Here is a 24,434-nt window from a genome sequence, read left to right as displayed (position 1 = left end):
GGTTGAAACCATGCAGTTGTCTTCGGGATCACGCCGCTGTCGCCTGTAAGATTCTTACTGGGCCATGACGGATCGGTATGCGAATCACCAGCAAGGGGCAGGTCACGATTCCCCAGGCCATCCGTGAGCGGGCCGGCCTCCATCCCAACTGTGAGGTGCAGTTCCGGCTGGTGGACGGGCAGGTGGTGCTGGAGAAGGCGGAGGGCCAGGCCGAGCAGCGGGGCGAGGAGGCCCTGAAGCGGTTGCGGGCCCACCGGCCCCGTCCGGGCCTGAGCACCGAGGCCATCCTGGCGCTCTGCCGCGGCGAGCCCTGATGGCCATCGCCGGCGGCGCCGCGGTGATGGTGGATTCCTGCGTGCTGCTTGATGTGATCACCGCAGACCCGCAGTGGGAATCCTGGAGCGCCGAGCAGCTGCGGCGCTGCCTGATCGCCGGCCCGGTGGCGATCAATCCGCTCATCTACGGCGAGGTGGCGTTTGCCTATGAGCGGATCGAGGCGGTGGAGGAGGTGCTGCCCCGCCACCTCTACGCCTACTGGCCGATACCCAGAGAAGCTGCCTTTCTCGCAGCCCGTGCCCATGCCAGCTACCGCGCCAGAGGAGGCAGCCGCCGGATGATCCTGCCGGACGTTCTGATCGGCGCCCATGCCCTGATCGAACGCTGCCTGCTGCTGACGCGCGACGCCCGGCGCTACCGGCAGGCGTTTCCCGGGCTGCAGCTGATCACGCCGGAGGCTCCGCTTCAGGGCGGCCTTGGGCTGATGCGTTGATGCTACGGTGTTATGATGCGTACTACGCTGGACATCGAAGACGACGTGCTGGCCGCGGCCAAGGAGCTGGCCAGGAGGCAGGGGCTTTCGGCCGGCAAGGTGGTCTCGCGGCTGTTGCGATCCGCGTTGTCGGGCGGGAGCGATCCGGGGGTGGACGCCGAGCCGAAGCCTGTCGCGGGATTTCGCCCGTTCCACGCTGCTGGCGCCGACTTGGTGACCAACGACCTGATCGACCAGCTTCGTGATCAGACAGGCGTTTGATGCGGGCCCTGCTCGACATCAACGTGATCATCGCGCTTCTGGATCCGGGGCATGTGATGCACGCCGCTGCCCGCCGTTGGATGGAGCGTGAGATTGACGATGGCTGGGCCACCTGCCCGATCACGGAGAACGGCGTGGTTCGGATCCTGTCGCAGCCTGCCTATCCCAACCACCAACCTGTGGCCGTGGTGGCCAGGCGCCTTGCGGAGGCCTGCAGCCACCCCAGCCACGCCTTCTGGCCCGATCCGATCAGCCTGCTGGATCCCGGCTTGATCCGCTGGGAGCGGCTCCTGGGGCCTCGACAGATCACCGACAGCTATCTGCTCGCACTCGCCGTAGCCCATGGTGGCCGGTTCGTAAGCTTTGATCAGCGCATCAGGTTGGACATCGTGCGTGGAGCCAGCACGGCCAACCTGGCAAGCATTGATGTCTCCGACGCCGAAGCCGTGCTGAGATGCTTGCCCTAGGCTTGCATTCTGCTAGCAGGTGATCGGTCCCATGCGCACCCTCTACCTGCGCAATGTTCCCGACGACGCCGTGCGGCGCCTGGAGCGCCTTGCCGCCCTGGCGGGCTTGCCGGTGAGTGTCTTTGCCGTGCGGGAGCTGATCGAGGCGTCCCGCCGTGCCGACAACGCCTCCCTCCTCGACGCTCTGCCCGACCTGCCCGTGCCCACCTCAGCCATCACCGATGCCCTGGCGGCTGGCCGGCAGGACCGGTGATCGTGGCTGATGCGTCGGCTGTGGTGGCGGCCCTGGTGCACAAGGGCCCGGCACGCCAGGTGCTGGCCACGGCTGTGATTCACGCGCCCCATCTCCTGGATGTGGAGGTGATGTCGGTGGTCAGGCGCCTCAGCCGGGCCGGCACCCTGGCTGAGGGCGAGGTCGAGCGCTGTCTGGCGGCCTTCCAGGCCATGGGTATCCGGCGCAGTGGCCATCGTCCCTTGCTGGCGAGAATCTGGCGGTTGCGCCACAACCTCAGCGCCTACGACGCCACCTATGTGTCCCTGGCCGAAGCCCTCGGCTGTCCTCTGCTCACGGCCGATCGTCGCCTGGCGGCTGCCCCTGGCCCCGAATGTCCGATCCAGCTCCTGCCCGGCTGATCAGCCCGCCGCCGCCCCCTCCTTGAGCACGAAGCCCACCTCGCGCGCGATCAGCAGGGTGGGCGGTGGCGGCATGGCTGTGCCACTCCATCCGTTGCTCGTGGGCTTCGGCCAACCGGGCTGGATCTCAGGCAACCCCGAGGCGTTCGCTGGGGGAGGCGCTGGAGGGGATGGTGGAGCTCGACACTCTCGCCTCGCGGTAGTACACTCTTCTGAGTAGCGCCCATCTGTGCCGATCCAGTCCTACGGCTGTAAGCACACGGCTTCGATCCTCAAAGGGGGTTCACCCCTCAGGTTCAACAGCATCCTTCTGGCGGCTGAACGGAAGCTGGTCATCCTTGACGCTGCCAGTTGCCTTGACGATCTCAGGGTTCCACCGGGCAACCGTCTTGAGAAGCTGCATGGTGATCGAGAAGGCCAGTATTCCATCCGGATCAACGATCAATGGAGGATCTGCTTTCGTTGGAATGATTCAGGTCCTGAGAATGTAGAGATCGTGGACTATCATTGACTCCCTTCGCTGAGTTCTTCTCTCTCTCGCCGCTCGTCACATGGCCCATGCCGATAGTCGAAAGCCGATCAGCCCTGGGGAGGTTCTCAAGGAAGAATTCCTTGAGCCTATGGGCATCAGCGTTTATCGGCTCTGCAAGGACACGGGCCTGGGTCAGACTCAGGTTGGCGAGATCCTTCGAGGAAAGCGTGCGATTACCGATGAGGCTGATGCAGTTCTCTGTAAGTACTTAGGGTTAAAACGGGGCTTCTGGCGCAGGATGCAGATCAGCTATGACGCTCGAAAGAAAGATCGAGAATTGAGCAGGCTCGAGACACGGGTTACACCCTACTCCGCACCATCACAGCCCTCTGAGTTAGTCTGCTGACTAGGATGCGACCAATGCCTGCTATTGGAGATCGGCTGCCGGGGGGCTTCTGGTGCATGTCAAAAATGCCGCGGCCCGCGAGTTCTATCGGCACCTGCTGCTGCTGACGGACATCCGGCGATCCCTTCATGACGGCAGTGATGCCGCTGCGCTGCTCAGGCAGATCAGGGAGGACGCGCGCTATTGAGCGATAGAGGCGGCAAGCCTTCCGGCACGCTTCAGCTGGCCACCATGCCGATGCGGGCCGACTGCGCCAGCTCGAAGATCGCTCGGATCGCGTCGTCGTCGGGATCCCAGGCTCCTGTGAGGCAATCCTGCGGTGCCTGGCCCCCCAGGGCGCAGCGGGGACGCTGGAACCAGCGCCGGATGCCGTAGCTGTTGGTAGTGCCCTCCAGCTGATCGATCACCAGGGCCAGCCAGTGCAGCCTGGCTGCCACCAGATCGGGGCACCGACGCTCTCCCTTCGCGTATCGCCGCAGGCTGGGGGTGGAGATGTCCAGCAGGGAAGCGAGGACGTCGTCGTCGAGCAGCTCGCGCACCGCTTCCCATTCGGGGTTCATCGAGCGCCTACCCACCTCTGCCCTCAGCCTCCACCGCAGCCTGGCAGTCGGCCAGCAGCCGCTCGATCTCTTTCAGCAGCTCCTGCCGCGGGGCCGGGAGGGGGAACGGCCCCTCCTCGTAGCGGGCTTCCACGGCGTAGGTCTGCAGCTCTCGCAGAGCCGGATCCAGCTCCAGCGCTGCCAGCTCAGCCAGTTCGTCAAGGTCGTGGCGGCGGGGAGGCTGTCGGTCGGCCAGCACGATCCAGGCCTTGAGGATCTTCTCCACCGCCTGCTGGGCGGTGAAACCCCAGTCTTCCTCCGGGTAGGCGGGATCCAGGGCCAGCCGCAGCGTCGTGAGGTGGCGCCCCACGATCGCCAGCAGCAGGGCCGCGTCCTCAGCCGGCGACATACAGCACCCGCCCCTCGCGCGCCACATCGCCCATCACGTGCCAGCGCGACCCCGCCAGCCGCTCAGCATCGGCCTGGCCCTGCACCACCAGGTCCACGTCGCGTCCCAGCAGCCCGAGCGCCTGCCGGCACTGCCGCCAGCGGCTGCGCTTCTGCAGGGGCGTAAGCCGGGGCTCGGCGCAGATCACCGCCAGGTCGAGGTCGGATTCGCTGTGGGCCTCGCCGCGGCCTCGGGAGCCGAACGCCATCACCGCCCGCACGCCCGGCACTGCGCAGAGCCGGCCCAGGGCGGCCGTGAGCGGCGCGGGCTCCAGGCCCGGGCCCAGGTCCACCTGCGCCGGCAGCGGCCGAGGTTGCATCCAGGGCAGGGTGGCGGTGGCCATGGCCTCAACGCTAGGGCCTCCGTTGTTCACGGCTGCGCCTGGCTCGCGGGGCTCCTGGCTCAATCCAGCTGCAGCCAGGTCAGCCCAGCAAACCGGTTGAATCCCCGGTCGAAGGTCACCAGCCGAAGGCCCTCGCCGATGGCCAGAGAGGCCAGATGGGCATCGGTGCACTGCCGATGACTCAGGCCTGGTTCCCGCACCAGGGCGTGAAACACATCCCAGGCACGCCCTTCCGCTTCGCTGAAGGACACCCCGGGCTGGCCTGCCAGCTCCTTCAGCACCGCCGCGGCCTGCGCTGGCGTGTGAACCAGCTCTCCCATCACCCTGGGCTGAGACAGCAGACGCACCAGCCCGAGGGCAGTGACCGTGCAGAACCGCACCTCGCCTGCGGCCAGCTCCTCCCAGTAGCGCACCGCCTTCTGGTGATGGCCATGGCCTGTGCAGGTGAGCGCCAGCCACACGTTCAGGTCGGGGAGATCGCTGGCTGGGCCATCGCTGGTGCCGGGGCTCATTCCTCCAGAAGGGCCGCCAGGCCGGCGTTGCTGAGCTGATGGGGAGGGATCGTCAGTGGCCCCTCCACCCTGGGCAGTGTTGCTGCGGAACGACGTCCGGCGCTGGCGGATGACGGTTGATCCAGGCCCTGTTCCACGAACAGGTGGAGCAACCGCTTGAGCGAGATGCGTTCGTGCGCCGCCCGTGCCTTGAGCCTCGCGAACAGCGGATCTGGCAGATCGAGGGTGGTGCGCATCGCGATTGCTGGCCCCTGACGGGCATGAGATGCGCATTTTAATGCGCATCTGTGGCTGGGCTTGCCGCTGCCCCGCCAGCTGCCGGCATGCTGGGCCTGAATGCCCATCCGCCATGCCCATCCCCCTGCCCGTGCTGCCTCCGCTGGTGCCGGCCCTGCCGGCGCTGGTCACGCTGCTGGCCCTGCTGCTCTACCTGGCCACCGTGATGCTGGTGGGCCGGGCCCGCTTCCGCCATGGCATCAAGCCGCCGGCCAGCGACGGCCCCGAACCCTTCCTGCGCGCCCTGCGGGTGCAGCAGAACACCCTCGAGCAGCTGGTGTTCTTCCTGCCCTCGCTGTGGCTGGCGGCCCTGTTTGCCAGTGAGTCGTGGGCCAGCCTGCTGGGCTTCATCTGGGTGGGGGCCCGGGTGGCCTACGCCGTCGGCTACCTGCAGGCGCCCGAGAAGCGCGGGCCGGGCTTCGGGATCTCTTTGCTGGCCGGCGTGGCCCTGTGGCTGGTGGCCCTGGCGGGTGTGCTCAACGCCCTCACCGCCTGAGGCCCAGCGGCGCGTCATCCTGGGGTTGCTGCCGCCTGCCGCCATGCCCCGCCTTCCCCGTCTTGCCGCCCTGGTTCTGGCGCTGGCGCTGCTGCTCGGCCTGCTCGACTGGTGGCCGGCCCGGGCGCAGACTCCCGCCGCTCCCGGAGCTCCCGCCGAGGCCGCCGCAGAGCCAGCCCCCACTCCCGCAGCTGAGCCCAAGGCCGATCCCAAGGCTGTGACCTCGGCGGTGGTGCGCGGGGCGGTGGGGGTGATCACCAACGAGGGTGGCAACATCGGCGTGCTCAGCGGCCCCGACGGCATCCTGCTGGTGGACGCCGGCTTCGCCCGCCAGGCTGAGCCGATCCGGGCCGCCATCGCCGCGCTGGCCACTCCTGCGGCGGCGTCGCCACCGTCGCCCCCCGCGCCACCGTCGCCCCCCGCGCCTGCCAAGCCAGCCGCATCCCCTGCCGCCGCGCCCGCCCCATCCGCGGCCCCCGCCGTGCCCGCCCCGCGCCTGCTGGTGAACACCCACTTCCACGCCGACCACACCGACGGCAACGCCGGCTTCGTGGCCACAGGTGCCCTGATCGTGGCCCACGAGAACACCCACCGCCGCCTAGCGGAGGGCTCCATGCTCGAAGCCTTCGAGCTGGTGACCCCGCCGGCCGCGCCGGCCAACCTGCCGCCGATCACCTTCGAGCGCGACCTGCGCCTACGCCTCAACGGCGAAACCATCGACCTCCAGCACCTGCCCGCCGCCCACACCGACGGCGATCTGATCGTGCGCTTCCGCAACGCCGATGTGATCCACGCCGCCGACGTGTGGTTCAACGGCATGTATCCGTTCATCGACACCCGCCACGGCGCCACCCTGGCCGGCGCCATCGCCGGGGTGGACCGGGTGCTGCTGCTGGCCGGCGACGACACCCGCATCATCCCCGGCCACGGCCCGGTGGGCAGCCGCAGCGAACTCGCCACCTACCGCGCCATGCTCGCCACCGTGCAGGGCCGGCTCGCCGCCCTCAAAACCCAGGGCTTCACCCTGCCCCAGGTGCTCGAGGCCCGGCCCCTGGCCGATCTCGAGGCCACCTGGGGCCAGGGCCTATTCAAGGGCGACCGCTGGCTGGAGCTGATCTGGAACGGGGTGTGAGCAGGGGCAGGCCACAGGCTCAGGCGAGAACGGCTTGTAGATCCGCCAGCCGCACCATCAGCACCATCGAGTCGAGCGGGGACGGCTCAAAGCCGAGATGGAGATAGAGATTGCGGGCTTCCGTGCTGGCCGCCTGCACCAGTACACCGCGGACACCGATCTGCTCGCTCGCCAGCAGCACCCGCCGGCAGGCGTCTGCCACCAGCGCCCTCGCCAGGCCCCGGCCCTGCATGCTGCAATCCACTCCAAGCCTGGCGAGGATCACGACCGGAATGGGGTTGGGCATGTTGCGCCGGAATCGCCCCGGCGTGAGCTGGGCCTCAACGCCCCCTGAAGCCAGGGCCACAAAGCCCACCACCTGCCGCTCCTCACGGCAGACCACGAACGTTCGCGTGGCGCCGCTGCGCTGGTTCGCCAGGGACCTGTGCCGAAGCCATCCATCGAGCTGGGCATCGCCGCAGCTGAACAGACCCAGCTGATGCTGATCCCCGAGGGTCTCGGGGGGACAGAGCCGACTCACCCCTGCCAGGGAGGCTCCGCCGTCAGGGTGGCGCGCAGGCGCGGATTGGGCTGGGGAGGCGCATCCAGGCACTCGAGGAAGGCTGTCAGCCGTTCCGGAGCCACCTGCAGCCACGACTGTTCCACCAGGGTGTCCACAGCAGCTCGCCTGGCGGCCTCCAGCACGAACGACGTGCGGGTCTTGCCGGAGGCTGCCACCGCCCGATCGATCAGATCCTGATCCTCGGTGCTGACGCGCAGATTCCAGCTCAGACGAGGGGGTACGGCCATGCCGGCAAGCGTGAATCCCTGCTGACTGTAGACGTTGTCTACATGGCTGGAGCTGATCTGGGGCGAGAGATCCACCTGCCAGGGCCTGAACGCAGTGCAGATAGCGCTCGGCGATGGGGGCTCCAATCTCGCGGGCGGTGGCGCGGTGATCGGTGTGGCTGGTGAGGTTTCGGTCCTCGATCAGGCCCACGCGGAAGGCCGTCCGCAAGGTGTCCCGAGAGCCGATCAGATCGGCCACCCCTTCGCTGCTGAGCAGGTCGCGGAGGGTGTTTAAGGCCAGCTCGAAGGTGGATTCGAAAGCCTTGATCAGTTCCTGCTCCTCCCGCTCATTCGGATCCGGGGGCTCGAAAAACGTCTCCAGCTGCTCGAGTGCCCGGCAGTCGTTCGAAAACCGCTGTCGCCAGCGCACATCGGCTTCCATGCACCCCGCCGCCGCTGCGCCGCCCATCATCGTGGTTGTCCTGTCACGTTGCTGCGGTCCGGCCCCCTTGCCAGGATCGGCACCCCAGCCTCCCTGCGGCCTGATGTCCGTCTCACCGCCGCCGGGTCCGCCGTCCCCGGGTTCAGCGCCCGCCCGCTCCTGGTGGCGCCGCCCCCCCGCCACCCTCTCGGCGCGCATGGCCCGCTGGGGCGTGATCATCGTGACGGCCTACGTGCTGGTGGCGCTGCTCACGCCGCTGCTGGTGCACCTGGGTGTGCTGCCCGATCCCAACGCCGGCCTCGACAACCCCATCTACGCCGCCCCCTCGCCCGCCCACTGGTGCGGCACCGACCGCCTCGGCCGCGACGTGTGCGTGCGCACATTGGCGGCCAGCGGCGTGGCCCTGCAGGTGGTGGTGCTGGCCCTGGTGGTGGCGCTGGTGATCGGCGTGCCGCTCGGCATGGCGAGCGGCTACCTGGGCGGCTTGGTCGACCGCCTGCTGGTGCTGCTGATGGACACCCTCTACACCCTGCCGGTGCTGCTGCTCTCGGTGGTGCTGGCCTTCCTGCTTGGGCGCGGCCTGCCCAACGCCGCCGCCGCCCTCTGCGTGGTGTACATCCCCCAGTACTTCCGCGTGGTGCGCAACCAGAGCGCCCAGGTGAAGGCCGAGCTCTACGTGGAGGCCGCCCAGTCGCTCGGGGCGGGGCCGGGGTGGATCCTGCGCCGCTACCTGTTCCGCAACGTGATCACCTCGGTGCCGGTGCTGCTCACCCTCAACGCCGCCGACGCCGTGCTGGTGCTCGGCGGCCTGGGGTTCCTGGGCCTGGGCCTGCCGGAAACCATCCCCGAGTGGGGCGGCGACCTCCAGCAGGCCCTCACCGCCCTGCCCACCGGCATCTGGTGGACCGCCCTCTATCCAGGGCTGGCGATGTTCGTGCTGGTGCTGGGGCTGTCGTTTCTGGGCGAGGGGCTGGAGAGCTGGCTGAGCGGTTCCAGCCGCGCCTCCCGCGCCGCCCGCTGAACCATGACCGCTCCCCTCGCCCTGCACTGCTGGCGGCCTCCCGCCGCCGGCCCGGCGCCCTGGGCGGTGCTGGCGCTGGTGCACGGCATCGGCAGCCACGGGGGCAGCTTCGCGGCCCTGGCCGCGGCGCTCACGGCCGAGGGCCTGATCCTCTGCGCCGTGGATCTGCCCGGCCACGGCCGCTCCCCCGGCCGCCGCGGCGATGTGGGCAGCTGGGAGGCGCTGGGCGACGCCGTGGATCAGCTGCTGGAGCGGGCCCAGCGGGAGGCCCCGGGGCTGCCCTGCTTCCTGCTCGGCCACAGCCTCGGCGCCGCCATCGTGCTCGATGCCACCCCGCGCCGGGCGGGTCGCCTGCGCGGGGTGGTGGTGAGCAACCCGGCCCTGGCGGTGGAGCCCACCGGGCCGCTGCGCTTGCGGCTGCTGCTGGCGCAGCTGCTGGCCCGCCTCTGGCCGGGCATCACCCTGGCCACCGGCATCAGCCTGGAGGCGGCGGCCCACGATCCGGCGGCGTGCGAGCGGATCGCCGCCGATCCCCTGCGCCACAACCGCTGCTCGGCCCGGCTGGCCGTGGCCTGGCAGCGGCGCAGCCGGGCCCTGATGGCGGCCGCCCCCCACTTCCCCCTGCCGTTGCTGGTGCTGCAGAGCAGCGCCGATGGGGTGATCAGCGCCGCGGCCGTGCGCCGCTACGTGCTCGCCCTCCAGGAGGGGGACCGGCAGCCGCCCGATGTCACCTTGACGCTCTACGACGACAGCCTCCATGAGCTCCTCGACGACCGCGAGAGCGGCGCCGTGATCGCCCACCTGCTGGCCTGGCTGCGGGCCCATGGCTGAGCGCCACCGCACCGATCGGCTGCAACCGCCGCTGGCGCCGATCCGGCCCGCCTACCGGCCGCTGGTGCTGCGCCTGGTGCATGCCCTGCTCCCCCTGGTGCTGCGCTGGCGGCTGGTGCACTGGCTGCCGGCGGGCATCACCCACCTGGAGCTGCACAACGGCAAGGGGCTGGTGGCGCTGCTGGAGCAGTTCCGCCAGGGGCGCTGCCGCCTGCTGCTGGCCTTCCGCCACAGCGCCGTGGATGATCCCCTCTGTGGCCTGTGGCTGCTCTCGCGCGGTCTGCCGCCGGCGCTGCGGCCCCAGCCGGTGCACTTCCTCTACGACCGCGGCATGCCCCTGTGGGCCGGCCGCCCCCTGGGCTGGTTGCTCTCCGCCCTGGGCGGGGTGTCGCTGCGGCGTGGCCGCCAGCCCGACTGGAGCGCCCTGCGCCAGGCCCGTGAGCTGATGCGCAACGGCCCCTTCCCCTTTGCCGTGGCGCCGGAGGGGGCCACCAACGGGCTGGGGGATTGCCTCGGGCCCCTGGAGCCCGGCAGCGCCCGGCTGGCCCTCTGGTGCCGCGACGACCTGCGCCGCGCCGGCCGCTCCGAGGCCGTGTGGATCGTGCCGATCGGCATCCACTACCGCTATCCCGCCGCCCCCTGGCCGCGGCTTGAGCGGCTGCTGGGGCAGCTGGAAGCCCAGATGGGGCTGGCGCCGCTGGCTGCCCCAGCCGGCCCGGCGGCGCTGCCGACACCGCAGCGCTGCCGGCAGCGGCTGCTGCGCCTGGGTGAGCAGTTGCTGGTGGCCCTGGAGGCCTTCTACGGCCGATTTGGCGACAGCGGCGGGGCTGGTGGGGAGGCCAGCGGTGAGGCCAGCGACGAGCGGACCGGCTGTGATGGGCGCATCGACGCCCTGCGCGAGCGGGTGCTGCGGCTGGCGGAGATCCGCCTGGGCGTGCGCGCCGCCGGCACCGCCGCAGACCGCTGCCGTCGCCTCGAGGAGGTGGCCTGGCAGTGGATCCACCGCGAAGACCTGCCGCCCCGCCACCGGCTGGCGCCCCTGCAGCGCGGCCTGGCCGACCAGGCCGCGGCGGAGGCCGCCCTGGCGCTGCGCCACATGCGCCTGGTGGAAACCTTCGTGGCCGTCTCCGCCGGTTATCTGGATGCGCCCAGCTTCGAGCGCTGCGCCGACGTGGCCCTGCTGCTCCACGACGGCCTGGCCCGCCTCGCCGGCGGGGCCCTGCCGGCCCGGCCGCAGCTGGGCCGCCGCCATGCCCGGCTGCAGGTGGCCGAGCCGATTGCCGTGCCGGCCGAGCCCGGCGGCCGCCGCCAGCTCGACACCCTCAACGCCCTGCTGGAGGAGCGCCTGCGCGGCTGCCTGCCCTGAGCCACAATCGGGAGACACCTTCTTCGCGGCAGCGCCCCATGCCCTGGTGGCTCGATCTGGTGTTGCTCACCAGCGCCACCGCCTTCTGGTGGCGGGCCAGCCGCGAGGGCGACGACGTGTGGTGTCTGCTGCTCAAACTCTTCGCCGTGGTGGCCCTGGCGGTGGTGCTGCTGGGCGGCCGCCAGGTGCTGCTCGAACTGCTGGCCCTGGCAATGGCCCTGTGGCTGCCCAACTCCACCAGTTCCCACCTCTGGAGCCGGCTCTCCACACGCCTGCGCGGTGACCCTCAGCAGCGCCAGCTGCCTCGGCCCTGAACCGGCCAGCGGCGTTCAGGACCTGGCTTTCGTGGCGCTGAGGGCCTCGAGAATCAGGGGAATCCAGGTGTCGTGGCGGGTGTCACCGGCTGGGAGAAACAAGGTGCGCTCAGGGGCGAGAGTGACACAGAGCCCCGAGTAGAGGCTGTGAATCCGGGTTTTCGGCAGCACCGCCACGATTCGCTCCCGGCCCATGTCGTTCTTCGAGGGCTGAAAGGACCAGTCGCTCAGCGGTGGCACCACAATCAGATCGATGCTCTCGAGCTGCTGCTTGGTGTGCTTGAGCAGGGTGTGAAACCACTCCTCCCCAACCCGATCGAACGGGGGGCGTAACACCCGCGCCAGCACGTCCACGGCGAAACGATCACAGATGAAACCTGGCTGCTCAGCGAAACGCCTGTTCTGGCGTTCGATGTGCTCCTGACAAACCGCGGCATGGCCGGAAAAGTGGGAGCGCCTGAGCTTCCCGCGCGCCGCCAGGCGGCTGAGTTGAGCCTGGGCCGCCAGGAGTTCACCGATGTCCTCCTTGATGAACGGGAGGCAGAGTCGCTGCGACAACGCGCGACCCAGGGTGGTCTTGCCGGTGCCGCTGGCACCGGTGATGGCGATTCTCCAGGGGTGGGCCGGGATTGACCCACCCCCAGGAGATGGTTTATCCACCAAAGAACTGGAACACCGAGGAATCCGAGAGGTTGAAGGCTTTGGGAGCCTGCCCCTGGATCACACCGATCAGCGTGTCGCGCTTGCCCCCTTCGAGAAAGATGCCAACGCCGCGGATGCCGTCCAACCTCACCCTGGAAAGGTTGTAATTCTTACGCCTGCCGTGCAGAAAGATGGTGTCGTCTTCACGGAAGGAGAAGTCGTTGATGACGCCATAGCTGGAACGACTGCCCTGACGTTTGTCATCGGCGTAGAAGTCGCGTCTGCGGTTGCCGAGAAGGAAGTTATCGGCACCTCTGCGGCCCAGAAAAGCTTCCACACCACTTCCTGAGCCCATTAGAGTGTCCCTTCGGCGACTGCCTTCAAACAGCCGATCGGTCGACGAGGGCAGGAAGCTGTAGTCGTCATCTTTCAGATCACGCTTCCGGATCCGCTGACCGGTGATGTAGTCATCATCCCGGAACAGACGACGCGCGTAGTCGTCATCGACCAGCCCCAGGGAGCTCGTTCCCCCGCGGTAGTCATCATCATCGCTGCCGGAGCCGCGATAGTCGTCGTCATCGTCGTCGTCATCGTCGCGTGAACCCGCGCCGGAGGGGCCGCCTATGTAGTCATCATCGTCGTCATCGCTGCCGGAGCCGCGATAATCGTCGTCGTCATCATCATCATCGTCACTGCCGCTCGAGGTTGTGCCGGCGGGAGGAGGAGTTGAGGTATAGTCGTCGTCCTTGTAATCGTCGTCCTGATAATCGTCGTCCATCAGGTGATCAGAATAGGAGTGCGAGTACTCTAGCGTGAGCAGCCGCGCCATTGGCGACACGGTGACGCTGAAGGTGTGACAAAGTCTTACTGCTGGACTGGCTTACGGCTGATCAAGCTCTGGCGAGGGCCTGGCCTCTGCGCAGCTCCAGCTCAGCAGCGCAGCCGCAGCGTGCGCGGCAGCTCCTCGGCGATTGCGCCCTCGGCGTCCAGCGGCGGGTAGTCGCGGCCCTGCTGGCGGCACCAGGCGGCCACCTGGGGGTAGGCCCACTCGAACAGCTGGCGGCGGTAGCGGTCTGCAGGCACCCCTTCGCCGCCGCAGGGCACCAGTCCGGCCGCCTGGCGCTGGCGCAACGCCTCGAACAGCAGCGTGGCCGCCGCCACGCTCACGTTCAGCGACTGCACCATGCCCCGCATCGGGATCACCACCGCCTGGTCCACCAGTGCCGCCGCCTCATCGCTCAGCCCCCACTTCTCCGCCCCCAGCACCAGGGCGGTGGGGCCTGTGAAGTCGCACTGGCGGTAGTCCACCGCCTCGGCGCTGAGGTGGGTGCCGTAGAGCCGGAAGCCCTGGCGCTTGAGCTCCGCCATCGCCGCCGCGCCGCTGGCGTGCAGCTGCAGCGGCACCCACTTCTGGCTGCCCTGGGCGGTGCAGTTGAAGGTGAGCAGCCGCCCTTTCAGGCACACGGCATGGGCCTCCAGCACCCCCACCGCGTCGCAGCTGCGCAGGATCGCCGAGAGGTTGTGGGGCTTCTCCACGTGCTCGAGCAGCAACGTGAGATCGCCCATGCGCCCGTCCAGCACGCTGCGCAGGCGTTCGTAGCGGCGTGGCAGCAGGGGCATGGCAGCGGCGGCAACGTCCCGTTCGGCTCGGCACCATTGAACCCCCCGGCCCCGGCCCTTGAGCTTTGATCAGCGCGTCTACGCCGCCGTGGCCCTGGTTCCGGCGGGCCGGCTGGCCACCTACGGCCAGATCGCCGAGCTGATCGGCGCCTACGGCTGCGCCCGCCAGGTGGGCTGGGCCCTGCGCCGCCTGGCCCTGCCCTCACCGGTGCCCTGGCACCGGGTGGTGAACGCCCAGGGGCGGATCAGCTTCACCCCCAGCCGCGAGGGCAGCGACTGGATCCAGCGCCAGTTGCTGCTGGCCGAGGGCATCGCGGTGGACGGCGAGGGCCGGCTGCCGCTGAGGCGCTATCTCTGGGTGCCGCCTCCCGAGCCGCCGCCCCCTGTCTTCGTCCCCACCCCCGTCCCCTCCCCTGGCCCCGGGCCAGGCTGACCCCGCCGCCATCGGCCTGGAGCCGCGCCAGCTGGCCTGGCAGGTGCTGCTGGCGGTGGGCAGTGGAGCCTATGCCGATCTGGCCCTGGAGCGGGAGCTCCAGCGCAGCACGCTCTCCCCCGCCGATCGCGCCCTGGCCACCGAGCTGGCCTATGGCGCCATCCGCCAGCGCCTGCTGCTCGACGCCTGGCTCGATGCCCTGGGCCGGGTGCCGGCGGCTCGCCAGCCACCGAAGCTGCGCTGGCTGCTGCACCTCGGTGCCTACCAGCTGCTGTTCAGCCAGCGGGTGCCGGCCTCGGCGGCGGTGAGCACCACCGTGGAGCTGGCCAAGCGCGGCGGGCTGGGCCGGTTGGCGCCGGTGGTCAATGGCCTGCTGCGCCAGTTGCTGCGTTGCCGCCAGGCCCTCGAGCCCGGGTCTGAGCCCACCCCCGAGCTGGAGCCCTGGCGCGGCCTGCCGCTGCCCGGCGATCCCGCCGCCAGCCTGGCCCTGCGCCATTCCCTGCCGCCCTGGCTGGCGGCGCTGCTGCTGCAGTGGCTGCCAGCGGAGGGGGCCGAGGCCTTCGGTCGGGCCTGCAACTGCCCGCCGGCCCTGGATTTGCGCGTCAACCCCCTGCGCGGCAGCCGCGAAACGCTGCTGGCGGCGCTGGCGGCGGCGGGGGTGCAGGCCGAACCCCTGGCGGGCGCGGGTTTGGAGCAGGCGCTCACGCTCAGCGGCCGGGTGGGGGATCTGCGCCGGCTGCCCGGCTACGCCGAGGGGCAGTGGTGCGTGCAAGACCGCGGCGCCCAGCGCATCGCCCCCCTGCTCGATCCCCGCCCCGGCGACCAGCTCCTGGATGCCTGTGCCGCCCCCGGCGGCAAGTGCACCCAGATCGCCGAGCTGATCGGCGATCGCGGCCAGATCTGGGCCGTGGACCGTTCCGCCAAGCGCCTGCAGCGGCTGGAGCGCAACGCCGCCCGGCTGGGCCTCACCTGCATCCACACCCTGGCCGCCGATGCGGCGCAGCTGGCCGTCCTCCGGCCCGACTGGTGCGGGCAGTTCGATCGGGTGCTGGTGGATGCCCCCTGCTCGGGGCTGGGCACCCTCGCCCGCCATGCCGATGCCCGCTGGCGCCTGGAGCCGGTGGCCATCGCCGAGCTGGTGGCCCTGCAGCGGCGGCTGCTGGAGGGGGTGGCGCCGCTGCTGAAGCCGGGGGGCGTGCTGGTGTATGCCACCTGCACCGTGCACCCGGCCGAGAACGGCGAGCTGATCGACGCCTTCCTGGCTGCCCATCCCCAGTGGAGCGACCAGCACCGCCAACAGTGGTGGCCCGGCGAGGGGCAGGGCGACGGCTTCTTCCTGGCCCGGTTGCTGGCTCCCGGGGTCTGAGGCCCAGGGTTCGGGGCTCCTGGCTCAGGGCTCGGGAGGTGGCGGCGGCGGCGGTGGTGCCGCGGCCGACGGGGCCGGTGGGGGAGGGGGCGGTGGCGGCGGGGCTGGAGCGGCAGCCGGGGCGGCCGCGGGAGCCGGGGCCGGTGCAGGGGTGGCGCTGGGCCGGGGGCGGGGTGCCGGATCCGGACGCACCGCCGGCTCCGGGCTCGGCTCCGGGGTCCAGCTGGGTTCGGGAATCGGCGTGGGCTCCTCGTCCTCGCTCATGGGCCGGCTCCAGGTGTCGCGCTCCGTCTCCAGGCTGCTCTGGTCGTCTGGCTTGGGAGCGGGCTTGGGTTTGGGTTTGGCCTTGGGCTTGGTGAAACTGCCGGTGAGCGCCGGCTTGGGCGGGAACTGCTGCACCGGCAGCGTCTTGCTGATCGGCTCCATGAACCGTCTCCAGGCATAGGTGGCTGCCGCGCTGCTGCTGCCGGTCTTGCGGTTGCCGTCGTAGCCCAGCCAGATGGCGGTGGTGAGCTGGGGGATCGATCCCACGAACCAGAGGTCGCGGGCCCCTTCGGAGGTGCCCGTCTTGCCGGCCACCGGCCGATTCGGCAGGGACGCCGGCCTGCCGGTGCCGCTGCTCACCACCCGCTGCAGCATCCACTGCAGCGCATCGGCCACCTCGCTGCGCAGCACCCGCGTGCCCTTGTGCCCATCCACCCGGCGGCTCCAGAGCAACTCGCCATCGGGGCCGTAGATCTCCTCGAAGGGAGTGGGCTTCACGAAGACGCCCCGGTTGGTGATGGCGGCATAGGCGGCAGCCATGTCGAGCGCGTACTGCTCGTTGGCCCCCAGCACCATGGAGGGGTATTCGCCGATGTCGCCCACCATGCCCATGGTCTTGGCGATCTCCACCACCTTCTCGTAGCCCACCTTCTCCGCCAGATCCACCGAGGCCGCGTTCAGCGACTGGGCGATGGCGTTGCTGATCGAGGTGGTGGTCTTGGCCTTGGCGCCCTTGATGCAGAAGGTTTTGGGGGGCCAGCCGTCCTTGATGCAGCGCTCCTTGTTATCCACCGTGTCCTCGGGCTTGAGGCCCGCCTCCAGCGCCGCGGCGTAGGTGAACAGCTTGAAGGTGGAGCCGGGGGAGCGCAGCGCCTGGGTGGCCCGGTTGAACTGGCTTTCGTTGAAGTCCTTGCCGCCCACCATCGCCCGCACCAGGCCGGTGCCGGGTTCGATCGCCACCAGGGCACCCTGCAGGCTGCCGGTGGCATGGGCCCGGATGGTTTTCTCGGCCTCGTCCTGCCAGGCCAGATTGATGCTGCTGCGCACCGTCAGTCCGCCCACCTCCAGCTGTTCGTTGCTGAGCACAGTGGCCAGCTCCTGCTGCACCCAGTTGCCGAAGTAGGGCGCACGGCTCTCCCAGTACTTCGGGTCGGCCGGTTTCAGCCCCAGGGGGGAGCCCTCGGCCTCGAGCTGCTGGCTGGTGCTGATGAACCCCTGCTGGCGCATGCGGCTGAGCACGATCCGGCGACGCTGCAGGGCCAGCTCCGGATTCACCAGCGGCGAATACACCGACGGGGCCGGAGGCAGGCCGGCGATCATCGCCGCCTCCGGCAGGGTGAGCTGCTCCGGCGTCTTGGAGAAGTAGATCCAGGCGGCATCGGCTACGCCATAGGCGCTGGAGCCGAGGTACACCAGGTTGAGATATTCCGTGAGGATCTCGCGCTTGCTCAGCTGCCGTTCCAGCTTTCCGGCCAGGGCCGCTTCCTTGAGCTTGCGGGTGATCGTGCGGTCCTGGCTCAGGAACACGGTGCGGGCCAGCTGCTGGGTGATGGTGCTGGCCCCCTCCTCCACCGAGCCCCGCGAGATGTTCCGGGCGGCGGCACGCAGGATGCCCTGCAGATCCACGCCGCGGTGGCGGTAGAAGCGGCGGTCCTCGGCGGCGATGAACGCCTGTTCCACCAGGGGCGGCACCGCGCCGCTGCTGAGCTTCTCCCGCGCCACCGGACCGAGTTTCTGCACCACCTGGCCGTCGGCCGAGAGGATCGTGAGGGTGCCGGGGCGGTTGAAGTTGCTGATGCCGCTGGCATCGGGCAGCAGGGAATCGAAACTGCCCACCACGGTGGACTGCACCGCCGCCACTCCGCCCCCCAGCACCGCGGCCGCCACCGCCGTCACCACCAGACGGCGGCTGCCGCCCCGTCCACGCGCCACCGCTGCCGCAGAGGGCCGGGTCGGGGTGGGCAGGGTGCGGGTCATCTCAGACCACCAGCGCGCTGTGGCCGATCGCCAGGGCTGTGACCAGCATCCCCAGCACCAGGAAAGGCTGGGCGCTGGCCTGATACTTCACATCGAACGCCACCGGATCGCGCAGCAGCCAGATGTCCTGGAAGGTGATCTGGGGAACGATCAGCAGCACCAGCAGCACGGCGGCGAAATGCTGGCCGATCGCGATCAGCACGCCAACCATCGCCAGCTGAAAGATGTCGATCATGCCGGCGCTGATCCAGCTGGCCTTCTCGATCCCGAACACCACCGGCAGCGATTGCAGGCCCATGGCCCGGTCGCCCTCCACGCTCTTGAAGTCGTTCACCACGGCAATGCCCAGGCCCGCCAGGGAGTAGGCCAGGGTGAGCAGGGCGGTGGTCCAGGTGAGCTGGCCGAACAGGGCCTGGCCCGCCCACCAGGGCAGGGCGATGTAGCTGGCGCCCAGGGCGTAGTTGCCCAGCCAGCCGTTCTGCTTGAGCTTGAGCGGCGGTGCTGAATAGATGAAGCTCACCAGCGAGCCCCCCAGGGCCAGCAGCAGCAGCACCGGCCGGCTGTGGCCGGCCCAGAGATCCAGGCCCCAGGCCACCGCCAGTCCGGCCAGCAGCAGCACCCAGATCTGGGTCTTCACCTGCCAGAGGGGGATCGCCCCTGAGGGGATGGGCCTGTAGGGCTCGTTGATCGCGTCGATCTCGCGGTCGTAGTAGTCGTTGATCGTTTGCGTGTAGCCGGCCAGCAGCGGCCCGCTCATCAGCATGCAGGCGATCGAGGCGCCCACTTCAGGCAGGGTCCAGCCGAAGTTGCCGGAGGCGGCAGCGCCGCACACCACACCCCAGATCAGAGGAATCCAGGTCACCGGCTTCATCAGCTGCAGCCGGATCTTCCAGATGTTGTCGCTGCCGGCCGCCCCCTTCATTCCCAGCAGCTGGCGTGCTGCTGAGCCTGTGCTGGCTTCGGGGTTGGGGCTGTTGGTCAAGGGCCTTGGCTGCAGGCTGGCTGGGGGTCAGGCGGGGGCGATCTCGTCGTCGAAGAACCAGGCGGTGCGGCCACCGGTGAGGTCCACCACCACGCCGATGCCCTGCCCGTCCACGGTGCGGAAGCCCTTCACGGTGCCGCTGGGATCGCTCTGCAGCACGGAAACGAGGTCGGCCGGAATGCGGTCGCGAACGCGGACGATGCGCACCTTGGAACCAACGTTGACCGTGGCAGCCTGGGCCATGGGCGGACGCGCGACGCGACTGAAAAGTGGCGCAACCTTACCAGCGCCGCCAGGGAGCCGGTTCCACTCCCCGTGCACTCCTCCTACCCCCTGTTTCCCGGAGCTCGCCGAGCTCACCACCGCCATGGTCGCCAAGCGCATCATCCCCTGCCTCGACGTGGCCGATGGCCGGGTGGTGAAGGGCGTGAACTTCGTGGGCCTGCGCGACGCCGGCGATCCGGTGGAGCTGGCCTGCCGCTACAGCGCCTCCGGCGCCGATGAGCTGGTGTTCCTCGACATCGCCGCCAGCCACCAGGGCCGCGCCACGCTGGTGGATCTGGTGCGCCGCACCGCCGAGGCCGTGACCATCCCCTTCACGGTGGGCGGCGGCATCAGCAGCGTGGAGGGCATCACCGACCTGCTGCGGGCCGGGGCCGACAAGGTGAGCCTCAACTCCTCGGCGGTGCGCGATCCCGAGCTGGTGGCGCGGGGCGCCGAGCGCTTCGGCTGCCAGTGCATCGTGGTGGCGGTGGATGCCCGGCGCCATGAGGGCGGGGGCTGGGATGTGTATGTGAAGGGCGGCCGCGAGAACACCGGCCTCGATGCCGTGGACTGGGCGCGGCGGGTGGTGGCCCTCGGGGCCGGGGAGATCCTGCTCACCTCCATGGATGGCGACGGCACCCAGGCCGGCTACGACCTGGACCTCACCCGGGCGGTGGCGGGCGCGGTGGAGGTGCCGGTGATCGCTTCCGGTGGCGCCGGCTGCATCGATCACATCGCCGCGGCGATCGATCCCGGCCCGGAGGGAGGCCAGGCCTCGGCGGCCCTGCTGGCCTCCCTGCTGCACGATGGAGTGCTGAGCGTTGAGGCGATCAAAACCAACCTTCTGGCCCGCGGGCTGCCGATACGCCCCCTCGACTGAGCCCAGTTCGTGGCCACCGCTGGTGTTACTCGACGTTACATTGGGTCTAAGCCGATCACATCCCAGGTCTTCTCCTTGGCCGCCCTGCACGACCCCTTCACCACCGCCGTTGCCATCTTTCTGGTGGCCGTGGTGATCGCCCTGGTGGCCTGGGCCCTGCAGCTGATGCAGGCGGCCAACGACCGCCAGGAGTTTTCGCTGATGCTTGCCGGCTGCATGGTCTGCTGCTCCGCCGTGGGCCTGGCCACGGTGATGGTGATCACCCTCACCGGGCCCAGCCCACTGCTGATTGCCCCCCTGCCCACCGACGCCGGCGTGAGCCTCGACGCGGTGCTGCTCCCCGATGGGCTGCTGCTTCCTGATGCCGGCCTGATGAACCGCTATGGCGACGTTCAGGCCGGGTGACCCGGCGGCGGTTACCGATCTGTTCGAGCAGATCGCTCCCCGCTACGACCAGCTCAACGACCTGCTCAGCCTCGGCCTGCACCGTCTCTGGAAGCGCCAGGCCCTGCACTGGATCGCTCCCCGCCCTGGCCAGCAGCTGCTCGATCTCTGCTGTGGCACCGGCGACCTGGCCCTGGTGCTGGCGGCGAAGGTGCGGCCAGAGGGCTCGGTGCTCGGTGTGGATGCGGCCGCCGCCCCGCTGCGGCTGGCCAGGCAACGGGCGGCTGATCAGAGCTGGCTGCCCCTGCGCTGGCTCCAGGCCGACGCCCTGGCCACGGGCCTCCCCGCCGCCAGCGCCGACGGTGCCGCCATGGCCTACGGCCTGCGCAACCTGGCCGATCCCGCCGCCGGCCTGGCGGAGCTGCGGCGCCTGCTGCGCCCCGGCGCCCGGGCGGCGGTGCTGGATTTCAACCGCCCCGATCCCGCCAGCGCCGCCGGCCGCCGCCGCGCCGCCCTGCAGCGCCTGCTGCTGCGACGGGTGGTGGTGCCGGTGGCCAGCCGGGCCGGCCTGGGTGAGCACTACGCCTATCTGGAGCAGAGCCTGGAGCGCTTCCCCACCGGCAGCGAGCAGGAGGCCCTGGCCCGTGGCGCCGGCTTCAGCCACGCCCGCCACCGCCCCCTGGCCGGCGGCCTGATGGGCCTGCTGGAACTGGCGGCCTGAGCCCCTGGGGCAGACTCGCAGCCACCCCCGGCACCTCCATTCCGGCCGACGCCCGTGCATTTCCAGGACATCATCGCCACCCTGAACCGCTTCTGGGCTGAGCAGGGCTGCCTGATCCTGCAGCCCTACGACACCGAGAAGGGGGCCGGCACGATGAGTCCGCACACGGTGCTGCGGGCGATCGGGCCCGAGCCCTGGGCGGTGGCCTACCCCGAGCCCTGCCGCCGCCCCACCGACGGCCGCTACGGCGACAACCCCAACCGCGCCCAGCACTACTTCCAATACCAGGTGCTGATCAAGCCCTCGCCTGACGGCATCCAGGAGACCTACCTGGCGTCGCTGGAAGCGCTAGGCATCCGCCAGCGCGACCACGACATCCGCTTCGTGGAGGACAACTGGGAATCCCCCACCTTCGGCGCCTGGGGCGTGGGCTGGGAGGTGTGGCTCGATGGCATGGAGGTCACCCAGTTCACCTACTTCCAGCAGTGCGGCGGCCTCGACTGCCGGCCGGTGTCGATCGAGATCACCTACGGCCTCGAACGCCTGGCGATGTATCTGCAGGACGTGGAGAGCATCTGGGATCTGAGCTGGAACGGCCATCGCACCTACGGCGAGATCTGGCTGCCCTTTGAGAAGGCTCAGTGCACCTACAACTTCGAGGCCTCCAACCCCGAGCGCCTGCAGCAGCTGTTTGCTCTCTACGAGGCCGAGGCCGCCGATCTGGTGGCCCGCAAGCTGCCGGTGCCGGCCCTGGATTTCGTGCTCAAGTGCAGCCACACCTTCAACCTGCTGGAGGCCCGCGGGGTGATCTCCGTGACCGAGCGCACCGCCACCATCGGCCGCATCCGCACCCTGGCCCGCCAGGTGGCCGAGGCCTGGCTGGCCGAACGGGAGGCCCTGGGCTTCCCGCTGCTGGCGGGGTGATGCTGCCCTGGCACCGGGAGCAGAGCCGCCGCGTGCTGCTGGCGGCGGTGCTGCTGCTGGGCAGCTTCCAGCTGGGGCGCCTGAGCGAGCGCAACCGCCTGCCCTGCCGCCTGCGGCCGCTGGCGCCGCTGGTGGAGCCGCTGCTGGGCCGCAAGCTGCCCAGCCCCCAGCTCTGCGACCTGCTGCGGCGGCTGCCTCCGTTCTGAGGGCGGGGCTGAGGGCGGGGCTGGGTCGCTGCGTGGGTGGCAATCCTGAGCCCCAGGTTGCTGGACCGGGATGGGCGCGCGCCAGGGTGAGGGGCTGAGCGGCGAGGGGCTGAGGGTCAAGGGGCCGAGGGTCAAGGGGCTGATCTGGGCGCTGCTGCTGGCCCTGGTGCTGCTGCGGGCCGTGCTGGTGTGCCTGCAGCCGCTCACCCCCGCCGCCGGGGATCCCGCCCTCAGGCTCGAGGGCGAGCGGGGGCCGGTGCCGGTGCGGCTGGTGGGCCACCTGCTGGCCGATCCGCGGGCCTACGCATCGGGCACGGGCTGCAGCGTCCTGCTGCAGCTGCCGGTGGGCCGCAGCGAGCTGCAGTTCAGCCCCTGCCCCCAGCCGCCCCCGCGCCAGGGCTGGCGGCTGGCGGCGGAGGGCCAGCTGCGGCGGCCCCGTCCGGCTCCCCATCCCCTGCTGGCCGGGCCGGCGGAACGGCTGGCCCGCCGCCAGGCCGCCAGCCAGCTGCAGGTGGAGCGCTTCGAGGTGATCGAGCGCCCCGACACGCCGGTGGCCAACCTGCGCCGCCGTCTGGCGGACACCCTGATGGAGCGAGCCGGGCCGGAGCGGGGCGGGGTGCTGGCGGCCCTGGTGCTGGGCGGTGCCGTGGTGCCGCTGCCGGCGGAGGTGCGCGAGCTGTTCCGGGCGGCGGGTCTCTCCCACGCCCTGGCCGCTTCGGGCTTCCACCTCAGCGTGCTGCTGGGGGCGGTGCTGCCCCTGGCCCGGCGGCTGCCGCGCCTGCCGCGGCTGCTGCTGGCCTTCGGGGCGATGGGCCTGTTCGTGCTGCTGGCGGGCCTGCAGCCCTCGGTGCTGCGGGCGGTGCTGATGGCGGCGATCGCCGTGCTGGTGCTGGAGTGCGGCCAGCGGGGGCGGCCGCTGGCGATCCTGCTGGCCAGCGCCCTGCTGCTGCTGCTGATCTGGCCCCGCTGGCTGGTGGAGGTGGGCTTTCAGCTCAGCGTGGTGGCCACCGCCGCCCTGGTGGTGGCCGCCGGCCCCCTGGAGCGGGCCCTGCGGCTGCGGCTGCCGGCCTGGTGTGGCGGCTGGCTGGCCCCGGCCACCGCCGTGCCCCTGGCCGCCTGCCTGTGGACCCTGCCGCTGCAGCTGCTCCACTTCGGCGTGGTGCCGCTGTATGCCATACCCGCCAACCTGCTGGCGGCGCCGCTGCTCACCCCGCTCACCCTGGGGGCGATGCTGCTGGCCCTGTTCACCCTGCTGCTGCCGCCCCTGGCCGCCCTATTGCTGCCGCCCCTGGCGGCCCTGGCCGGGGTGCTGCTGGCGATCGTTGGCGCGGTGGCGGCCCTGCCCATGGCCCAGTGGCAGCTCGGGCGCCCCACGCCGCTGCTGGTCACGCTGCTGGCCGCCGGGCTGCTGGGCCTGCAATGGCCGGGGCTGGCGCGGCGCTGGCGGCGACTGGCGCCGGCCCTGGTGGCGCTGGCCTGCGGGCTGCATCTGGCCATGCTCCAGGCCGACCAGCTGCTGCTGGTGCACCAGGGCCACCGCGATCTGCTGCTGGCGCGCCACCGGGGCCGTGCGGCCCTGGTGGCCCTGCAGGCCGATGGCTTCAGCTGCCATCAGGCGGGCCAGCTGGCCCGGGGCCTGGGTGTGGCCCGTTTCGACTGGACCCTGCTGCTCGATCCCCTGCCGCCCGATCCCCCCGATTGCTGGAACGGGCGCTCCGGGCTGGTGCTGGCCAGTGCCGACGGCAGCCCGCCGCTGCTGCCCGGCCAGCGCCTGCAGAGCCCGGGCCTCGGGGCCGAGGCCATCGCCATGGCCAGTCGGGGGCTGTGGCTGGAGGTGGGGCGGCGGCGCTGGCTGCTGTTGCCCGATCGCCAGGACCTCTGGGCCTGGCGAGATCAGCCAGCCGCGGCAAGCCCCCCCGATGGCCTCTGGCTGGGTTTTCGTCCCGGCCCCCGCGAGCGCAGCTGGCTGGCCGCCGAGGGACCCGAGCAGGTGTGGATCAGTGGCGAGGCCCTGGATGGAGGCCCTGCCGGCTGGCGTGCCAGCGGCCGCAGCGGCTCGCTGCAGCAGAGCCTGAGCTGAGCGGTTCGTAGAGTGGCCAGGCCAGGCGCCCGAGGTGCCGGCACGACCCACCTGGAGAGGTGGCTGAGTGGTCGAAAGCGAACGACTCGAAATCGTTTGAAGGGCAACCTTCCGTGGGTTCGAATCCCACCCTCTCCGTTTTTCGGCCAGATCGGCCGACCGGCCAGATCGGCTCGAGCGCTTGCCGGTCGGCCC

Annotated in this window: 35 protein-coding genes, 1 tRNA gene and 1 pseudogene; 23 read left to right on the top strand and 14 right to left on the bottom strand. The window is 70.5% G+C overall.

Annotated elements, in window-relative coordinates:
- Window positions 1-77 precede the first annotated feature (77 nt).
- From KBY96_RS01900 to KBY96_RS16485, 8 genes are all read left to right on the top strand, one after another.
- Window positions 78-314, top strand: a complete 237-nt coding sequence (locus tag KBY96_RS01900) for an AbrB/MazE/SpoVT family DNA-binding domain-containing protein (RefSeq protein WP_254977490.1) — start codon at window positions 78-80, stop codon at window positions 312-314.
- A complete protein-coding gene (locus tag KBY96_RS01895) occupies window positions 314-769 on the top strand; it encodes a type II toxin-antitoxin system VapC family toxin (RefSeq protein ID WP_254977489.1) in 456 nt (151 codons plus the stop codon). The genes KBY96_RS01900 and KBY96_RS01895 overlap by 1 nt, the downstream gene beginning before the upstream one ends.
- A 15-nt stretch (window positions 770-784) precedes the next feature.
- Complete coding sequence (locus KBY96_RS01890; protein WP_254977488.1) at window positions 785-1,030, top strand: CopG family transcriptional regulator; 246 nt, start codon at window positions 785-787, stop codon at window positions 1,028-1,030.
- Complete coding sequence (locus tag KBY96_RS01885) at window positions 1,030-1,497, top strand: TA system VapC family ribonuclease toxin (RefSeq protein WP_254977487.1); 468 nt, start codon at window positions 1,030-1,032, stop codon at window positions 1,495-1,497. The genes KBY96_RS01890 and KBY96_RS01885 overlap by 1 nt, the downstream gene beginning before the upstream one ends.
- A gap of 31 nt (window positions 1,498-1,528) precedes the next feature.
- Entirely contained in the window at window positions 1,529-1,750 is a 222-nt protein-coding gene (locus KBY96_RS01880; protein WP_254977486.1) for a hypothetical protein, read from the top strand.
- Window positions 1,751-1,752: 2 nt separating this feature from the next.
- Complete coding sequence (locus KBY96_RS01875; protein WP_254977485.1) at window positions 1,753-2,130, top strand: type II toxin-antitoxin system VapC family toxin; 378 nt, start codon at window positions 1,753-1,755, stop codon at window positions 2,128-2,130.
- A 229-nt stretch (window positions 2,131-2,359) separates the two neighbouring features.
- On the top strand, window positions 2,360-2,641 hold the full coding sequence (locus KBY96_RS01870) for a type II toxin-antitoxin system RelE/ParE family toxin (RefSeq protein ID WP_315859459.1): 282 nt from the start codon (window positions 2,360-2,362) through the stop codon (window positions 2,639-2,641).
- 40 nt (window positions 2,642-2,681) lie between these two features.
- Window positions 2,682-3,008: a HigA family addiction module antitoxin gene (locus KBY96_RS16485; protein WP_396122216.1), complete on the top strand. Its 327-nt coding sequence runs from the start codon at window positions 2,682-2,684 to the stop codon at window positions 3,006-3,008.
- 218 nt (window positions 3,009-3,226) lie between these two features.
- Here KBY96_RS16485 and KBY96_RS01865 read toward each other — a convergent pair whose 3' ends face one another.
- Genes KBY96_RS01865 through KBY96_RS01845 form a run of 5 tightly spaced genes read right to left on the bottom strand, consistent with a single transcriptional unit; the run spans window position 3,227 to window position 5,086 of the window.
- Complete coding sequence (locus KBY96_RS01865; protein WP_254977484.1) at window positions 3,227-3,568, bottom strand: hypothetical protein; 342 nt, start codon at window positions 3,566-3,568, stop codon at window positions 3,227-3,229.
- A gap of 7 nt (window positions 3,569-3,575) precedes the next feature.
- The gene (locus tag KBY96_RS01860; protein ID WP_254977483.1) at window positions 3,576-3,956 is read right to left on the bottom strand and encodes a HEPN domain-containing protein; all 381 of its coding nucleotides are present in this window, start codon (window positions 3,954-3,956) and stop codon (window positions 3,576-3,578) included.
- Window positions 3,943-4,338 (bottom strand): nucleotidyltransferase family protein, encoded by a 396-nt coding sequence (locus KBY96_RS01855; RefSeq protein WP_254977482.1) that lies wholly within the window; start codon window positions 4,336-4,338, stop codon window positions 3,943-3,945. Before KBY96_RS01855 ends, KBY96_RS01860 begins: the two co-directional genes overlap by 14 nt.
- A 59-nt stretch (window positions 4,339-4,397) precedes the next feature.
- Entirely contained in the window at window positions 4,398-4,850 is a 453-nt protein-coding gene (locus KBY96_RS01850) for a TA system VapC family ribonuclease toxin (protein ID WP_254977481.1), read from the bottom strand.
- Window positions 4,847-5,086, bottom strand: a complete 240-nt coding sequence (locus KBY96_RS01845; protein WP_254977480.1) for a hypothetical protein — start codon at window positions 5,084-5,086, stop codon at window positions 4,847-4,849. The genes KBY96_RS01850 and KBY96_RS01845 overlap by 4 nt, the downstream gene beginning before the upstream one ends.
- A gap of 113 nt (window positions 5,087-5,199) precedes the next feature.
- Between KBY96_RS01845 and KBY96_RS01840 the strand changes: the two genes are divergently transcribed.
- Window positions 5,200-5,622, top strand: coding sequence for an MAPEG family protein (locus KBY96_RS01840; RefSeq protein WP_254977479.1), 423 nt, complete (start codon window positions 5,200-5,202; stop codon window positions 5,620-5,622).
- 43 nt (window positions 5,623-5,665) lie between these two features.
- Window positions 5,666-6,754, top strand: coding sequence for an MBL fold metallo-hydrolase (locus KBY96_RS01835; protein WP_254977478.1), 1,089 nt, complete (start codon window positions 5,666-5,668; stop codon window positions 6,752-6,754).
- A gap of 19 nt (window positions 6,755-6,773) precedes the next feature.
- Here KBY96_RS01835 and KBY96_RS01830 read toward each other — a convergent pair whose 3' ends face one another.
- The 3 genes and pseudogenes from KBY96_RS01830 to KBY96_RS01820 all read right to left on the bottom strand — a co-directional run.
- Window positions 6,774-7,274 carry a GNAT family N-acetyltransferase gene (locus tag KBY96_RS01830; RefSeq protein ID WP_254977650.1) on the bottom strand — a complete coding sequence of 167 codons (501 nt, stop codon included), beginning with the start codon at window positions 7,272-7,274 and terminating at the stop codon, window positions 6,774-6,776.
- Window positions 7,271-7,543, bottom strand: coding sequence for a DUF1778 domain-containing protein (locus KBY96_RS01825; RefSeq protein ID WP_254977477.1), 273 nt, complete (start codon window positions 7,541-7,543; stop codon window positions 7,271-7,273). The genes KBY96_RS01830 and KBY96_RS01825 overlap by 4 nt, the downstream gene beginning before the upstream one ends.
- A 91-nt stretch (window positions 7,544-7,634) precedes the next feature.
- Window positions 7,635-7,964: pseudogene (locus KBY96_RS01820) on the bottom strand (nucleotidyltransferase substrate binding protein); the annotation flags it as partial.
- Window positions 7,965-8,160: 196 nt separating this feature from the next.
- On the opposite strand from KBY96_RS01820, the gene KBY96_RS01815 reads away from it, so the two are divergent.
- Genes KBY96_RS01815 through KBY96_RS01800 form a run of 4 tightly spaced genes read left to right on the top strand, consistent with a single transcriptional unit; the run spans window position 8,161 to window position 11,496 of the window.
- A complete protein-coding gene (locus tag KBY96_RS01815; RefSeq protein WP_254977649.1) occupies window positions 8,161-8,985 on the top strand; it encodes an ABC transporter permease in 825 nt (274 codons plus the stop codon).
- Between the two features lie 3 nt (window positions 8,986-8,988).
- A complete protein-coding gene (locus KBY96_RS01810; RefSeq protein ID WP_254977476.1) occupies window positions 8,989-9,816 on the top strand; it encodes an alpha/beta fold hydrolase in 828 nt (275 codons plus the stop codon).
- Window positions 9,809-11,182, top strand: a complete 1,374-nt coding sequence (locus KBY96_RS01805; protein ID WP_254977475.1) for a 1-acyl-sn-glycerol-3-phosphate acyltransferase — start codon at window positions 9,809-9,811, stop codon at window positions 11,180-11,182. The genes KBY96_RS01810 and KBY96_RS01805 overlap by 8 nt, the downstream gene beginning before the upstream one ends.
- A gap of 38 nt (window positions 11,183-11,220) precedes the next feature.
- Window positions 11,221-11,496: a hypothetical protein gene (locus tag KBY96_RS01800; RefSeq protein WP_254977474.1), complete on the top strand. Its 276-nt coding sequence runs from the start codon at window positions 11,221-11,223 to the stop codon at window positions 11,494-11,496.
- Between the two features lie 15 nt (window positions 11,497-11,511).
- On the opposite strand, the gene KBY96_RS01795 is transcribed toward KBY96_RS01800, so the two are convergent.
- The 3 genes from KBY96_RS01795 to trmH all read right to left on the bottom strand — a co-directional run bounded on the left by KBY96_RS01795 (window position 11,512) and on the right by trmH (window position 13,758).
- Window positions 11,512-12,156: an AAA family ATPase gene (locus KBY96_RS01795; RefSeq protein WP_254977473.1), complete on the bottom strand. Its 645-nt coding sequence runs from the start codon at window positions 12,154-12,156 to the stop codon at window positions 11,512-11,514.
- A complete protein-coding gene (locus tag KBY96_RS01790) occupies window positions 12,149-12,916 on the bottom strand; it encodes a hypothetical protein (protein ID WP_254977472.1) in 768 nt (255 codons plus the stop codon). Before KBY96_RS01790 ends, KBY96_RS01795 begins: the two co-directional genes overlap by 8 nt.
- 152 nt (window positions 12,917-13,068) lie before the next feature.
- The gene (trmH, locus tag KBY96_RS01785) at window positions 13,069-13,758 is read right to left on the bottom strand and encodes a tRNA (guanosine(18)-2'-O)-methyltransferase TrmH (RefSeq protein ID WP_254977471.1); all 690 of its coding nucleotides are present in this window, start codon (window positions 13,756-13,758) and stop codon (window positions 13,069-13,071) included.
- A 58-nt stretch (window positions 13,759-13,816) separates the two neighbouring features.
- Here trmH and KBY96_RS01780 point away from each other — a divergent pair, with 58 nt between their 5' ends.
- Both KBY96_RS01780 and KBY96_RS01775 read left to right on the top strand, forming a co-directional pair.
- Complete coding sequence (locus KBY96_RS01780; protein ID WP_254977470.1) at window positions 13,817-14,191, top strand: MGMT family protein; 375 nt, start codon at window positions 13,817-13,819, stop codon at window positions 14,189-14,191.
- The gene (locus KBY96_RS01775) at window positions 14,172-15,557 is read left to right on the top strand and encodes a 16S rRNA (cytosine(967)-C(5))-methyltransferase (RefSeq protein ID WP_254977648.1); all 1,386 of its coding nucleotides are present in this window, start codon (window positions 14,172-14,174) and stop codon (window positions 15,555-15,557) included. Before KBY96_RS01780 ends, KBY96_RS01775 begins: the two co-directional genes overlap by 20 nt.
- Before the next feature lie 24 nt (window positions 15,558-15,581).
- On the opposite strand, the gene KBY96_RS01770 is transcribed toward KBY96_RS01775, so the two are convergent.
- From KBY96_RS01770 to KBY96_RS01760, 3 genes are read right to left on the bottom strand one after another with little or no spacing between them, the layout of a single operon-like run.
- Entirely contained in the window at window positions 15,582-17,798 is a 2,217-nt protein-coding gene (locus KBY96_RS01770) for a transglycosylase domain-containing protein (RefSeq protein WP_254977469.1), read from the bottom strand.
- A gap of 1 nt (window position 17,799) precedes the next feature.
- Window positions 17,800-18,780: a chlorophyll synthase ChlG gene (chlG, locus tag KBY96_RS01765; protein ID WP_254977468.1), complete on the bottom strand. Its 981-nt coding sequence runs from the start codon at window positions 18,778-18,780 to the stop codon at window positions 17,800-17,802.
- A 27-nt stretch (window positions 18,781-18,807) separates the two neighbouring features.
- Window positions 18,808-19,023, bottom strand: coding sequence for a DUF2862 domain-containing protein (locus KBY96_RS01760; protein WP_254977467.1), 216 nt, complete (start codon window positions 19,021-19,023; stop codon window positions 18,808-18,810).
- Between the two features lie 124 nt (window positions 19,024-19,147).
- Here KBY96_RS01760 and hisF point away from each other — a divergent pair, with 124 nt between their 5' ends.
- From hisF to KBY96_RS01720, 7 genes are all read left to right on the top strand, one after another.
- Window positions 19,148-19,924 (top strand): imidazole glycerol phosphate synthase subunit HisF, encoded by a 777-nt coding sequence (gene hisF, locus KBY96_RS01755; RefSeq protein ID WP_254977466.1) that lies wholly within the window; start codon window positions 19,148-19,150, stop codon window positions 19,922-19,924.
- 75 nt (window positions 19,925-19,999) lie between these two features.
- On the top strand, window positions 20,000-20,329 hold the full coding sequence (locus tag KBY96_RS01750) for a hypothetical protein (protein WP_254977465.1): 330 nt from the start codon (window positions 20,000-20,002) through the stop codon (window positions 20,327-20,329).
- Window positions 20,307-21,029, top strand: a complete 723-nt coding sequence (gene ubiE / locus KBY96_RS01745; protein WP_254977464.1) for a bifunctional demethylmenaquinone methyltransferase/2-methoxy-6-polyprenyl-1,4-benzoquinol methylase UbiE — start codon at window positions 20,307-20,309, stop codon at window positions 21,027-21,029. The genes KBY96_RS01750 and ubiE overlap by 23 nt, the downstream gene beginning before the upstream one ends.
- Before the next feature lie 54 nt (window positions 21,030-21,083).
- Entirely contained in the window at window positions 21,084-21,953 is an 870-nt protein-coding gene (gene glyQ / locus KBY96_RS01740) for a glycine--tRNA ligase subunit alpha (protein ID WP_254977463.1), read from the top strand.
- On the top strand, window positions 21,953-22,159 hold the full coding sequence (locus tag KBY96_RS01735) for a hypothetical protein (RefSeq protein WP_254977462.1): 207 nt from the start codon (window positions 21,953-21,955) through the stop codon (window positions 22,157-22,159). Before glyQ ends, KBY96_RS01735 begins: the two co-directional genes overlap by 1 nt.
- A 70-nt stretch (window positions 22,160-22,229) precedes the next feature.
- Complete coding sequence (locus KBY96_RS01725) at window positions 22,230-24,239, top strand: ComEC/Rec2 family competence protein (protein WP_261357944.1); 2,010 nt, start codon at window positions 22,230-22,232, stop codon at window positions 24,237-24,239.
- A gap of 53 nt (window positions 24,240-24,292) precedes the next feature.
- Window positions 24,293-24,377: transfer RNA gene (locus KBY96_RS01720), tRNA-Ser, on the top strand.
- Window positions 24,378-24,434: the final 57 nt, after the last annotated feature.

This window comes from Cyanobium sp. ATX 6A2 (assembly GCF_024346355.1).
Classification (GTDB): Bacteria; Cyanobacteriota; Cyanobacteriia; order PCC-6307; family Cyanobiaceae; genus NIES-981.
The sequence above is the reverse complement of the archived record's forward strand: the minus strand, read 5'-3'. Positions and strand labels throughout refer to the sequence as shown.